Source organism: Saccharothrix sp. NRRL B-16314 (assembly GCF_000716595.1).
Lineage (GTDB): Bacteria > Actinomycetota > Actinomycetes > Mycobacteriales > Pseudonocardiaceae > Actinosynnema.
Genome location: NZ_JNXC01000005.1, coordinates 243,795 through 256,407 on the forward strand (window position 1 = coordinate 243,795; position 12,613 = coordinate 256,407).

14 protein-coding genes are annotated in these 12,613 nt (G+C 72.9%); 8 read left to right on the forward strand and 6 right to left on the reverse strand.

Going from position 1 to position 12,613, the window contains the following annotated elements; all coding sequences use genetic code 11:
• Positions 1–165: 165 nt before the first annotated feature.
• From OQ02_RS12330 to OQ02_RS12350, 5 genes are all read left to right on the forward strand, one after another.
• Positions 166–624 (forward strand): SRPBCC family protein, encoded by a 459-nt coding sequence (locus tag OQ02_RS12330; RefSeq protein ID WP_033438479.1) that lies wholly within the window; start codon positions 166–168, stop codon positions 622–624.
• A 94-nt stretch (positions 625–718) separates the two neighbouring features.
• Complete coding sequence (locus OQ02_RS12335) at positions 719–1,537, forward strand: ABC transporter ATP-binding protein (RefSeq protein ID WP_033438480.1); 819 nt, start codon at positions 719–721, stop codon at positions 1,535–1,537.
• A gap of 27 nt (positions 1,538–1,564) precedes the next feature.
• The gene (locus OQ02_RS12340) at positions 1,565–2,530 is read left to right on the forward strand and encodes an ABC transporter substrate-binding protein (protein WP_033438481.1); all 966 of its coding nucleotides are present in this window, start codon (positions 1,565–1,567) and stop codon (positions 2,528–2,530) included.
• A complete protein-coding gene (locus OQ02_RS12345) occupies positions 2,530–4,560 on the forward strand; it encodes an iron ABC transporter permease (protein ID WP_033438482.1) in 2,031 nt (676 codons plus the stop codon). The genes OQ02_RS12340 and OQ02_RS12345 overlap by 1 nt, the downstream gene beginning before the upstream one ends.
• A 49-nt stretch (positions 4,561–4,609) precedes the next feature.
• Positions 4,610–5,455, forward strand: a complete 846-nt coding sequence (locus OQ02_RS12350) for an NAD(P)H-binding protein (protein ID WP_033438483.1) — start codon at positions 4,610–4,612, stop codon at positions 5,453–5,455.
• A gap of 3 nt (positions 5,456–5,458) precedes the next feature.
• Here the strand turns inward: OQ02_RS12350 and OQ02_RS12355 are convergent, their stop codons facing one another.
• Positions 5,459–7,075, reverse strand: coding sequence for a sulfatase-like hydrolase/transferase (locus tag OQ02_RS12355; protein WP_081915549.1), 1,617 nt, complete (start codon positions 7,073–7,075; stop codon positions 5,459–5,461).
• 83 nt (positions 7,076–7,158) lie between these two features.
• Here OQ02_RS12355 and OQ02_RS12360 point away from each other — a divergent pair, with 83 nt between their 5' ends.
• On the forward strand, positions 7,159–7,830 hold the full coding sequence (locus tag OQ02_RS12360; protein ID WP_033438540.1) for a RibD family protein: 672 nt from the start codon (positions 7,159–7,161) through the stop codon (positions 7,828–7,830).
• Here the strand turns inward: OQ02_RS12360 and OQ02_RS12365 are convergent.
• Complete coding sequence (locus tag OQ02_RS12365; protein ID WP_033438484.1) at positions 7,812–8,225, reverse strand: DoxX family protein; 414 nt, start codon at positions 8,223–8,225, stop codon at positions 7,812–7,814. The genes OQ02_RS12360 and OQ02_RS12365 overlap by 19 nt on opposite strands.
• Positions 8,218–8,940 carry a CDP-alcohol phosphatidyltransferase family protein gene (locus tag OQ02_RS12370; protein WP_051772199.1) on the reverse strand — a complete coding sequence of 241 codons (723 nt, stop codon included), beginning with the start codon at positions 8,938–8,940 and terminating at the stop codon, positions 8,218–8,220. Before OQ02_RS12370 ends, OQ02_RS12365 begins: the two co-directional genes overlap by 8 nt.
• Positions 8,941–8,987: 47 nt before the next feature.
• Here OQ02_RS12370 and OQ02_RS12375 point away from each other — a divergent pair, with 47 nt between their 5' ends.
• Positions 8,988–9,959, forward strand: a complete 972-nt coding sequence (locus tag OQ02_RS12375; protein WP_033438485.1) for a zinc-dependent alcohol dehydrogenase — start codon at positions 8,988–8,990, stop codon at positions 9,957–9,959.
• A 9-nt stretch (positions 9,960–9,968) separates the two neighbouring features.
• Positions 9,969–10,649: a creatininase family protein gene (locus OQ02_RS12380; RefSeq protein ID WP_033438486.1), complete on the forward strand. Its 681-nt coding sequence runs from the start codon at positions 9,969–9,971 to the stop codon at positions 10,647–10,649.
• On the opposite strand, the gene OQ02_RS12385 is transcribed toward OQ02_RS12380, so the two are convergent.
• From OQ02_RS12385 to OQ02_RS42320, 3 genes are all read right to left on the reverse strand, one after another.
• Positions 10,575–11,525: a lysylphosphatidylglycerol synthase transmembrane domain-containing protein gene (locus tag OQ02_RS12385; protein WP_033438487.1), complete on the reverse strand. Its 951-nt coding sequence runs from the start codon at positions 11,523–11,525 to the stop codon at positions 10,575–10,577. The genes OQ02_RS12380 and OQ02_RS12385 overlap by 75 nt on opposite strands.
• Entirely contained in the window at positions 11,522–12,301 is a 780-nt protein-coding gene (locus OQ02_RS12390; RefSeq protein WP_033438488.1) for a class I SAM-dependent methyltransferase, read from the reverse strand. Before OQ02_RS12390 ends, OQ02_RS12385 begins: the two co-directional genes overlap by 4 nt.
• Positions 12,302–12,349: 48 nt before the next feature.
• Positions 12,350–12,613: HNH endonuclease signature motif containing protein (locus OQ02_RS42320; RefSeq protein ID WP_197043300.1), on the reverse strand; the 264-nt coding region annotated here is incomplete at its 5' end.

Consider the following 12,613-nt stretch of genomic DNA (forward strand, 5'->3'; position numbering starts at 1 on the left):
GCAACCAGTGCGGACCGCGCGGGCCAAGCCTCGACGGCGTTGATCCACACGTTCGTGCGGCGGTACCGCCCGAGTGGCGCACACCGTTACTGCTGTCGGTGCCCGCCGTACTGCGGGGACCCGTGCGGTGCGGTGAAACCTCCACGAAAGCGGCACACTGGAGAAGTGCCCCGCCTGGAGCCGTTCGACGTGGACTTCTTCGACTCGGCACCGCAGCGCCACAGCTACGTGCTGGACCTGCCGGTGTCACCCGAACGTGTGTGGCGTGGCCTGACCGCGTCCAACCCGCTGTGGTGGTGCCGCCTGCTGTCGTCGGCCGAGTACACGTCGCCCCGCCCGTTCGGCGTAGGCACGACCCGGAAGACGGCGGTGCTGGGCGTGCTGCGACTGCGCGAGGTGTTCTTCCGGTGGGAGGAGGGGCGGCGGCAGTCGTTCCGGGCGGAGCGGGCCAACCTGCCGGTGTTCCGCCGGTTCGGGGAGGACTACCTGGTGGAACGGGTGGGCGCGGGGTGCCGGCTCACCTGGACGTTCGCGTACGAGCCCGCGTTGAAGTTCGGCGGCGGGATCAACACGACGGTGTTCTCGTCGCTGGTCTCCGACACCCGGCGGCACTTCGGTGGCTGAACCGCAGCGAGCGCCGGCGTTACGACAAACGCCCGCAAAGTGCGGTAGCTCACGCCCATACGGGTGAATTGATTCCTTAGGTTAGGCTCCCCTCATGTCCAAGGGAGACGCGCTGCTCGCCGGTGAAGAGCTGGTCTTGGCGCACCACGACCACGCGGTGGTGCACGGCGTCTCGCTCGGGCTGCGCGCGGGGACCGTGACGGCGCTCGTCGGGCCCAACGGGTCCGGCAAGTCGACCGTGCTCCGGTCGCTGGCGCGCCTGCACCGGCCCAGCACGGGTCAGGTGCGGCTGGGCGAGCGCCCGGTGTGGGGGCACTCCGCGCTGTCCGGCAAGGAGTTCGCCCGCAACGTCACCCTGCTCACCCAGCAGCGGCCGACGCCGTCCGGCGTGTCGGTGCGCGACGTCGTCTCCTACGGCCGGTACCCGTACCGGACGGGGTGGCGCGGCGTGGACGTGGACGGCAACGCCGCCATCACCCGCGCCATGGAGCTGACCGGCGTCACCGCGATGGCCGGCCGCGGCGTGGACGAGCTGTCCGGCGGCGAGTTGCAGCGCGTCTGGCTGGCGTCGTGCCTGGCGCAGCAGACCTCCGTGCTGCTGCTGGACGAGCCCACCAACCACCTCGACCTGCGCTACCAGGTCGAGGTCCTGGACGTGGTGCGCGACCTGGCGAACGACCACGACGTGGCGGTCGGCGTCGTGCTGCACGACCTCGACCACGCGGCGATCATCGCCGACGAGGTCGTGCTGCTGGCCGAGGGACGGGTCGTCGCCGCGGGCGGGGTCCGCGACGTCCTCACCGCCGCACACCTGACCCACGCCTACGGCGTCACGGTGCACGTCGCCGACGACCCCGTGACCGGCGCGATCCACTGCCGCCCCCTCGGCCGGCACACCCCCCGCCCGGTCTGACACCCCCTGAGCTGAGAGGTTCGAGCGATGCGCCTGTTGACCCCTGCCCTGATCGCGGCGGCCGTGCTGCTGTCCGCCTGCGGCACCACCGAGACGCCGACGACCACCCCGAGCGAGTCCGCCGGCGGCCCGGTCAAGGTGACCGACTCCCGCGGCAAGGCCGTCGAGCTGAAGGCGCCCGCCCAGCGGGTCGTCACGCTGGAGTGGGCCGAGACCGAGGTCGTCGCCTCCCTGGGTGTCATGCCCGTGGGTGTCGCGGACGCCGCCGGCTACAAGACGTGGGACGCGACCGTACCGCTCGCCGCCGACGTGAAGGACGTGGGCAAGCGCAACGAGCCCAGCGTCGACGCGATCGTCGCGCTCGACCCCGACGTGGTGATCATCGCCGAGGGCCGGGACGAGACCCTGGTCGGGCAGCTGGAGAAGTACGTCCCCGTCGTGGTCACCAAGGCCAGCGACGCCTCGCGCAACCTCGACCGGCTGCGCGAGGACGTGAAGATCATCGCGCAGACGATCGGCAAGTCCGCGGAGGGCGACAAGCTGCTGTCCGAGATGGACACCGCGCTGGCCGACGGCAAGAAGGCGATCGAGGCGAAGAACGCGGCCGGCACGCCGTTCCTGATGGCCGACGGCTGGCTGGAGGGCAGCACCGTCAACATCCGCCCGTTCGGCAAGGGCTCGCTGGTCTCCGACACGGCCGAGGCGCTGGGCCTGAAGAACGCGTGGACCGGTGAGGCCGACGCGAAGTGGGGCCTCGGCGCGACCGACGTCGAGGGCCTGACCTCGATCACCGACCCGAAGACCGTGCTGTTCTACAGCGCTTCCGAGGACGACGTGTTCACCACCGGCCTGGCGCAGAACCCGGTGTGGCAGCGGCTGCCGTTCGTGGTCTCCAAGAACGTCGTCAAGCTGGAGCCCGGCACGTGGACGTTCGGCGGCCCGAAGTCCGTCGTCACCGTCGCCGAGCAGTTCGTGAAGGCCGTCACCGCCTGATGCGCACCGCCGCCGTGACGGCGGGGATCGTGGCGGCCATCGCCGTGCTCTCCGCCGTCCACCTCACCCAGGGCACCGCGTCGACCGGTGTGCTCGACGTGCTCAAGGCCCTGGTGGGCGACGGCGACGCGCAGACCCTCGCCGTGCTGGAGGGTTCGCGCGTGCCGCGCCTGCTGGCCGCGCTGCTCATCGGTGTCGCGCTGGGCGTCGCCGGCGCCGGGATGCAGTCGGTAGCGCGCAACCCCCTGGCGTCACCGGACACGCTCGCGGTGAACGCGGGCTCGCACCTCGCCGTGGTCTCGATCGCGGCGTTCGGGTTGAGCCTGCCGACGTTGCCCGCGGGTGCGGCGGCGTTCGTGGGCGGGTTGGCGGCGGCGGTCGTCGTGCTCGGGTTGTCCGGCGGCGGTTCGGCCAGCCCTCGGCTGGTGCTCGTCGGGTCGGCGGTCGCGTTGACGTTGCAGTCGGCGACCACCCTGCTGCTGCTGATGTTCGAAGAAGAGACGAACGGGCTGTTCGGGTGGGGCAGCGGCTCGTTGACGGTGAGCGACCTGAACGCGACCGCGCAGATGACGCCGGTCGTGGTGGTCGCGGTGGCGGGGCTGATCGTGATGGGTCGGTCGCTGGACGTCCTGGCCCTGGGTGACGACAGCGCGACCGTGCTCGGGTTGAAGGTGCGGCGCACGCGGGTCGGCGCGGTGCTGCTGACCGTGGCGCTGACGGCGGCGTCGGTGACGGTGGCCGGGCCGGTCGGGTTCGTCGGGCTGAGCGCGCCGGTGATCACGCGGCTGCTGGTGCCGCTCGTGCCGGGGTTGGGCCGGCACCGGGTGCTGCTGCCGGTGTCGGGGCTGGTCGGTGTGCTGATCGTGCTGGGCGCGGACGTGGTGCTGCGCGCGGTGATGGGTTCGGCGGCGGCGATCCGGGTGCCGACCGGTGTCACCACGACGATCCTCGGCGCGGTGGTGCTGATCTGGCTGGCGCGGCGCGGGCGGTCGAGCGGCACGCCTCGGCAGGCGCCGGCCGGTCGGGTCGGTGTGGCCGGGTCGCCCCGGCGGTTCGCGGTGATCGCGGCGGTGCTGGTCCTGCTGGTGGTCGCGGCGCCGGTCGTGGGGCTGATGCTCGGTGACCGGCTGGTGCTGCTGGGCGATCTGGCGAACTGGCTGGCCGGGCGTTCCGGCACGGCGTTGACGTTCGTGGTCGACCAGCGGCTCCCGCGGGTGCTGGCGGCGTTGGTGGCCGGTGCCGCGTTGGCGGTGGCCGGGTGCGGCATCCAGTCGGTGAGCCGGAACCCGTTGGCGGAGCCGGGTCTGCTCGGCATCACGGCGGGCGCGGGGCTCGGTGCGATCAGCTTGATCACGGTCGTGCCGATGGCCGGGGCGTGGCACATCGCCGGTGCGGCGGGTGCCGGCGCGGTGGTGGCGTTCGCGCTGGTCTACGGGCTGGCGTGGCGATCGGGTTTGGACTCGGACCGGCTGGTCGTCATCGGCATCGCGATGTGGTCCGGCGGGATGGCGCTGATCACGCTGCTGATCGTGACGTCCGATCCGTGGAACACGGCGAAGGCGTTGACCTGGCTGTCCGGGTCCACGTACGGGCGGACGTCCGAGCAGGTGCTGCCGACGGTGCTCGCGCTGGTGCTGTTGACGCCGTTGCTGTGGGCCCGGCACCGCGAGCTGGACCTGCACAGCCTGGACGAGGACACACCGCGGGTGCTGGGGATGCGGGTGGAGCGGTCGCGGCTGGTGATCCTGGCGGCGGCGGGCGTGCTGGCGGCCACCGCCGTGTCGGCCATCGGGGTGGTGGCGTTCGTCGGGTTGGTCGCGCCGCACCTGGCGCGGTCGCTGGTCGGTGGGCGGCACGCGCGCGTGGTCCCGGTCGCGGCGGCGTTGGGCGCGGTGCTGGTGTCCGTCGCGGACACGGTGGGGCGGACCGTGATCGCGCCGGCGCAGGTGCCCGCCGGGTTGGTGATCTCGTTGATCGGCACGCCGTACTTCGTGCTGGTGCTGTGGCGGACGCGGGAGATGCGCACCTGAGCCGAAATCTCCAAGACCAGCGGGGACGCGTCCGGGCACAGTCGTGGCCATGATCCTGATCACCGGGGCGACCGGCACCATCGGCAGCGAAGTCCTGCGGCTCCTGGTCGAACGGGGTGAGCGGGTGCGGGCCGTGAGCCGTTCACCCGAGCGGCTGCCGCCGGGCCTCGACGTCGTCCGCGCCGACTTCGACGACTCCGGCACGCTGCGGCTCGCCATGCCGGGCGTGAAGGCGTTGTTCCTGCTCACAGCACCCGCCAAGCCCACCCCGGACCACGACCTGGCGGTGCTCGACGCGGCGGCGCGGACGGGCGTGGGCAAGGTGGTGAAGCTGTCCGCGATCGGCACCGGGGAGACCATCGGCGACCGCACCGTCGGCGCGTGGCACCTCGTGGCGGAACGGGCCGTGCGCGACAGCGGACTGGCGTGGACCGTGCTGCGGCCGTCCGGCTTCGCGTCGAACCTCCTGGCGTTCGCGCGGCCGATCGCGGCCGGCGCACCGGTGCCGAACCTGACCGGCGACGCGCGGCAGGGCGTCGTGGACCCCCGTGACGTGGCGGCGGTGGCGGTGGAAGCGCTCACCGCGTCCGTCCACGACGGACGGACGTACGCGTTGACCGGTCCGGAGCCGCTGAGCGTCCCCGACCAGGCCGCGATCCTGGCGTCCGCGCTGGGCCGGCCCGTCGGGACCGTGGACGTGCCCGTGGACGCCGCACGGGCCGACATGGTCGGTCGCGGCCTCGACGCGTCGGCGGTCGACGCCATGCTCACCGGGGTGGAGTGGGCGCGGGCCGGGCACAACGCCGTGGTCACCGGCGACGTCGAGGAGGTCCTCGGCCGCCCGGCGACGAGCTTCGCCACCTGGGCGCGCGACCACCTGGCCGCGTTCCGCTGAGGGCTACCGGAACGCGGTCAGGAACTGGTCGCGGAAGGTGTCCATCGGGCGGACCGGCGCCTGCGGGCCCGGCTTGAGGCCGTCGGTCCAGGCCCAGTCGGCGGTCCGGTCCAGCACGGCCGGGTCGCGCGTCACGATGGTGATCGGCACGTCCCGGCTCGCGCCGATGCCCGTGACGAACGGCGCGGGCTGGTGGTCGCCGAGGAACACCAGCACGAGGTCGTCGTCGCCGTAGGTCTCGACGTACGACACGAGGGTGTTCAGCGAGTACTCGACGGACCGCGCGTAGTCGGCCCGCACCGACGCGGGCTCCCGGCCGAACATGTCCTCCGCCGGCGCCTCACCCGACGGCATCGCGTGGTAGACGGAGCCGTCGCCGACGTCGTCCCAGCCGACCGGTGCCGGGAAGGGCGACCACGGCGCGTGGCTGGACAGCAGCGGGATCGCCGCCATCACGGGCGCGTGCTCCCCGGCCCGCTCGGCCTGCTGGAACCGCGACAACGTGAACTGGTCGGGCATGGTCGCGTAGCCGAAGCGCGGCCCCCGGTAGCCGAGGTCGCCGGACGCGTAGACCCGGTCGTAGCCGAAGACCTCGCCTTCCGGCCAGTCCTCGGTGATGCCGGGCATGACGCCGACCGAGCGCCAGCCCGCACGCCGGAACGCGCCGCCCAACGTCAGCCGGTCGCCGGAGACGAGCGCGCGGTACCGCTGCTGGTTGTCGACCCACAGCCCGGACAGCAGGGTGGCCTGGGCGAGCCAGCTGCCGCCGCCCGCCGTCGGCGAGGTGAGGAACGCGCTGCGCGAGGCGTACCCGGCGTCGGCCAGCCGACGGGTTCCCGCGTCCAGCACCGCGCCGACGTGCGGCGCGATCTCCGGGTCCTCCACCGCGTCGCGCCCGTAGCTCTCCACGAACGCCAGCACGACGTCCTTGCCGCGCAACGCCGTCAGCAGCTCCTCCCCCGCCGCGTCGCGGAACGCGTCCACCGCCTCCGCGAACCGCTCCTGGTCGCGCAGACCGACGCGCACCTGGCGCGCGTGGTCGTAGACGAACTCGGCGGTGCTGTGCGACGCGATCGGCACGCCGGGCGCGAGGTGCAGACCCGGCGCGGCGCACGTGATCCACACGACCGCCAGCACCGCGACCGCACGCGTCACGGACAGCCGGTGGCGGTCCACCACCCCGGTCAGCCGCACGACGGACCGCGTCACCAGGAACAGCACCGCCGCCGTCAGCAGCACGGCCGCCGCCACCACCGCGACCGCCGCGAACCACCCCGCCGTCACGTCCACGTAGCCCACCGCCGGACCCAGCAGCGGCCAGTCGAGCACCAGGTCGAACGGCCGGTGCAGCACCGCCTCGAACCCGATGTCCATGGCCTTCACCACGAGCACCACGCCGAGCGCCACCCCGCCGATCACCGCCGCGACCCGCCGCGCCCGCACCGGCAGCACGAGCACCGACACCAGGCCGAGCAGCCCTTCCACCGGGAGGCGGAGGAACGCGGCCACCGTGAACCGGTCGAAGTCGCTGGGCACCACCAGGGCGAACGCGACGAGCGCGGACGCCAGGGCGGTCACCGCGACCCGACGGCCACGGTGGTCGACGACAGGCTCCGTCATACCGTCCTCCGCGCTCGTCCACGTCCTGCCGGGTAGAACGCGTGATCGGCGGTCCGCGGTTCAAGCCTCGGTACGGTGGGTGCGTGATCCGTCCGCATGTCCTGCTCAGCGTCGCCGTCAGCGTGGACGGCTACATCGACGACCGGGGTGCGGAGCGGTTCCCGCTGTCCAACGCAGAGGACTTCGACCACGTCGACCGGGTGCGAGCGGAGTCCGGCGCGATCCTGGTCGGTGCCGCCACGATCCGCCGGGACAACCCCCGGCTGCTGGTCAACAGCGCGGAACGGCGTGCCGCACGGGTCGCGGCGGGTCGCCCCGAGTACCCGTTGAAGGTCACCGTGACCGGCAGCGGCGACCTCGACCCGGCGCTCAAGTTCTGGCACCACGGCGGCGACAAGCTCGTCTACACCACGGACGCCGGGCACGCCCCCGCCCGCGCCGCGGTCGGGGACCTGGCGGAAGTCGTCCCGCTCGGCCCGGCCATCGACTTCGGCGCGCTGCTGGACGACCTCGGCGCACGCGGCGTCGACCGCCTGATGGTGGAGGGAGGTGGCCGCATCCACACCGCGTTCCTGGCCGCCGGCCTGGTCGACGAGATCCGGATGGCCGTCGCGCCGATGCTGATCGGACAGGCCGCCGCGCCGCGGTTCGTCAACCCGGCCGAGTTCCCGGGCGGACCGGCCCGCCGCTTCCACCTGGAGGAGGTGGCCAAGCTCGGCGACGTCGCCGTGCTGCGCTACTTCCCGAAGGCCTGAAGCAGCGCCTTCACGGTGTCGCGGCGGAACCACGCCACCACGGCCGCCACCGCGACGACGACCGCCGGCAGCACCGCCGCCGCCGGGTCGCCGAGGATGACCGCCTCGGTAACCACCGCACCCGTCATCACGCCCGCCACGCCCAGCGCGGCGAGGCCGCACAGCCGTGGCACGAGCAGGCCGAGCCCGCCCGCGATCTCCAGCACACCGGTCACGTACCGCAGCCACTGCCCGAACCCGATCCTGTCGAACTTGCCGACGAACTGGTCGCCGAACAGCGACCAGCCGCTGTAGACCATGAACGCGGCCAGGAGCACCTGCAACGCCCAGAGCAGCACGTTCCCGACACCGCTGCGGTGTGGCATGGCGGACTCGGGCATGGCGGGCTCAGACATGGCGGGCTCCCTCCACCGGTACCGCGGCATCACGCCACAACCGGGCGATGTCACGGCCGAACGACCAGATCAACGCGGCCAGCGCGAGCGCGACCAGCACGCCGGAGTGCGGCACCAACCCGGACGCGGCCACGACCAGCACGATCCCCTGCACGGCGGCCACCACCTTGCGCGCGTAACTCGGCGGCAGCGCACCCCTCAGCCAGGCCAAGCCCCAGGAAGCCACGACGAACGCGTACCGCAGGGCGCCCATCACCAGCACCCACGGCCCGAACTCGAACGCCACGTGCACGCTCAACACCAGGATGAGGAACGCGTCGACCTCCATGTCGAACCGCGCGCCCAACGGTGACGCCGTGCCCGTGCGGCGGGCGACCTGACCGTCCACGAAGTCGAGCGAGAGCGCCACCGCACCGAGCACGACGAGCAGCGCGGTGTGATCCGCGCCGTCGGCCACCATCGCCGTGATGCCGCCGACCAGCAGCCCCCGGGCCAGCGTGACGCGGTCCGCCGGGCCGAGCACACCGGTCGCGGTCCGCTGCAACGCGCCGCTCAGCAACGCCTGCGTGCCGACCGCGTACGCGATCCCCGCGAGCCAGCCCAGCGGACCGAGCCCGACCGCGCACTCCAGCACGCCGAGCAGGAACACCTGGACCGCCGCCCAAGCGGTGGGTTCGGTGTTCGTCGGCGCCGCGCTGTGCTGAAGTGTGGTCATCGCGCCCCTTTGTGGCGGTGGGCCTCGTCGTCCGGAGGTTTGTACAGATGACACGCTTCGCGAAGGCCCTTTGGTTCACCTCAGCCGGAAAGTGTGAGATCCGACCGGTCGAACTGCCTTCGCCCGGACCCGGCGAAGTCCTGGTCCGCACCCTCTACTCGGGCGTCAGCCGCGGCACGGAGAGCCTGGTCCTGCGCGGCGGCGTGCCGGCGAACCAGCACGACGTGATGCGGGCGCCGTTCCAGGAGGGCGACTTCCCGTGGCCCGTCAAGTACGGGTACCTGAACGTCGGTGTGGTGGAACACGGTCCGCTCCTCGGTCGCACGGTGTTCTGCCTCTATCCACACCAGACACACTATGTCGTTCCGGCCGACGCGGTGACTCCCGTGCCGGACGGCGTGCCCGCGGAGCGCGCGGTGCTCGCCGGGACGGTGGAGACGGCCGTGAACGCGCTGTGGGACGCGAAGCCCCTGATCGGTGACCGGATCGCGGTGGTCGGCGGCGGGATGGTCGGGTGCGCGGTGGCCGCCGTGCTGGCCCGGTTCCCCGGCGTGCGGCTGCAACTGGTCGACGCCGACCCGTCCCGCGCGTCGGTGGCCGCCGCGCTCGGCGTCGACTTCGCATCACCCGACCGGGCGACCGGTGACTGCGACCTCGTGGTGCACGCGAGCGCGACCGAGGCGGGGCTGGAGCGGTCGCTGTCGTTGCTCGCTCCGGAGGGCGAGGTGCTGGAGCTGAGCTGGTACGGCGACCGGCGGGTCAGCGTGCCGCTGGGCGAGTTCTTCCACTCCCGCCGGCTGCGGCTGAGGAGCAGCCAGGTCGGCGTGGTGGCGCGGCCGGACCGCACGTACGCCGAGCGGATGGCGCTCGCGCTGGACCTGCTCGCCGATCCCGTGTTCGACGCGCTCATCACCGGCGAGAGCGACTTCGACGACCTGCCGTCCGTGCTGCCGGGGTTGGCGAGCGGCGAGCTCCCGGCCCTCTGCCTGCGGGTCACTTACGGTTCCGCGCACCGGTAGGTTCCGGGCATGTACCTGCCGGACACCACCGAAGACGCGCGGGCGGCGACCGTGGCGGTCCTGCCGATCGGCAGCCACGAGCAGCACGGCCCGTACCTGCCGTTGGCGACGGACACGGTCATCGCCTGCACGATCGCGCGGGCCATCGCGGACGCGCACCCGGTCCGGCTGCTGCCACCGATCACGATCTCGTGCTCGCACGAGCACGCCGACTGGCCGGGCACCGTGAGCATCTCGGCGCGGACGCTGTACTCGGTGGTGCGGGACATCGCGGACTCGTTGCGCCGGTCCGGTGTGCCGCACCTGGTGCTGGTCAACGCGCACGGCGGGAATTACGTGCTGTCGAACGTCGTGCAGGAGTCCGAGGGGATGGCGTTGTTCCCGAGCAGCGCCGACTGGGCCGCCGCGCGGGCCGCCGCCGGGATGGAGACGTCGTCGCGCAGCGACATGCACGCGGGCGAGCTGGAGACTTCCGTCCTCCTGCACGCCCATCCGGAGCTGGTGAAACCCGGCTACGAGACCAGCGACCACCTGGCCGACGACCGGCCGCACCTGCTCACGCTGGGGCTCGCGCCGTACACGTCGTCCGGGGTGGTCGGGCGTCCTTCGCTCGCGTCAGCCGACAAGGGCCGGGACCTGCTCGCGGGGCTCGTCTCGGCGTTCGGCGCCTGCCTGGCGCTGTTCGGCTGACCCGCGCCGCGCCAGGACCAGGACGCCGGGCAGGCTGCTGATCAGCGCCAACACCCCGTACACCACGCCGGTCGTAAGACCTTGGGCCGCGCCGAGGCCGGCCGCGCCGAACGCCACCGCGAGGAACGCCTCGCGCGGCCCGAAGCCGCCGACGTTCACCGGCACGGCCATCACCAGCAGGGCGAGCACGACCAGCGGGACGAGACGGCCGATCGGCGCGTCCGCGCCCGCCAGCCGTGCCGCGACGACGAACAGCGCCACGTGACCGGCCACGGCCGCCGCCGACAGCAGAACGACCTTCGGCAGGACCTCCGCGTTCACCAGCCCCGTGCGGGCGTCCGCCCACGCCGTCCTCAGGTGTTCGCGCACTCTCGCGGACCTGCCGGCGGCCACCGCGACGGCGACCGCGACCGACGCGGCCACCAGGACGCCCTGACCCGGCAGCTCGACCGGCACCCCCTCGGTGATCAGCACCGCCGCACCCAGCGCCACCAGCACCACCTGACCGGCGGCCCGCTCGAACACCACCGCCCGCACACCGCGCCCGACGTCACCGGACCGGCGCCCGTGGCTCACCGCCCGGTGCACGTCACCGAGGACGCCGGCGGGCAGCACGGCGTTGAGCAGCAGCGCCCGGTAGTAGTCCGACACGGCCTTGCCGAGGGTGAGCGGCAGGCCGAGGCGACGGGCGATGACGCACCACCGCCACGCGCCGGCCACCGTGGTCAGCAGCCCGATCCCCAGCGCGACCGCGACGGACCAGCCGTCGACCGCGCGCAGGCCGGCGACGAACGCGTCGGTGCCCAGCCGCCACCCGAGCGCCACCAGGATGCCGATCGCGCCGAGCAGCCTCAGCCACGCCCAGAGCCGGGTCACGTCGGCAGCGCCAGCAGGTCGGTGTGGTGCACGACGACGCGCGGACCGGCGTCCCGCTTGCGCCGCAGGTAGTCGGGCGCCTCGGCGGCGAGCGCGGGTTCCTGCTCGACCGCCGCGTCCACCCACCCGCGCAGCCACTCGGCTGCCAACGCCGCTTGGGCCGGCCCCAGCCGCCACGGGCTCGGGCTGGTGGTGACGGTCGCGCCGCGCCGTTCGAAGGCTGCCACGGTGGCCTCGACGGCGTCCGGCCCGAGCAGTCGACGGCCGGCGACGACGCGGCGCTGGTGTGCGTTGAAGGCGGCCTCGAACTCGGCGTCCAGCGGTTCGACCGGGTCGAACTCCACCCGACCCGCCACGGACAGCGTGAACAGCGCCGGGCAGCCCGCGTCGACGCACGCCCCGGCCAACCGGTCCACTTCGTCCCGGGTCAGCAGGTCGAGCAACGCCGACGCGGTGACCAGCGACGTGCCCGCGAGGTCGGCGGCGGTGAGCGCGGTGAGGTCACCTTCGCGCGTCTCGACCGCAACGCCGCTCACCGTGGCCGCCGCGATGTCGAGCAGCCGGGGGTCGCGGTCGTGCAGCACCCAGTGCTGCGGACCGTCCAGCCGTCCGGCGAGCCATCGTCCCAGCGATCCCGTGCCACACCCCAGATCACGCACCACGAGGGGTGCCCGGTTCAGATGGATCTTGCGGAACAGGTCCACCAGGTCACCCGCACGAGCGTCCGCGTCGGCCTTTTCGCGCAGTGCCAGCCATTCCGGGGCGAAGGTGCTCATGGCTGCAGACTAGATGAGGAACTCCAGGATTGGATGGTGGCCGGACGTTCAGGCGGCGAGGGGCACCGGTGGTCGGTGGAGCAGGTTTTGCCGGGGCCTTTGGGCGGGGTCCACGTGACGCGGCGGGATGAACGCCGGAATACCGCCGGTCATCGTGATCCGCCAACGCGAGTGGTGCACCAGGGAATGATGCGTGCGGCACAGGAGAACGAGGTTGCCCAGATCCGTAGCGCCGCCGTCCGCCCAGAATGTGACGTGGTGCGCGTCGCACCATTTCGGCGGTCGGGAACAGATGGGTCGACCTTGGGCGCG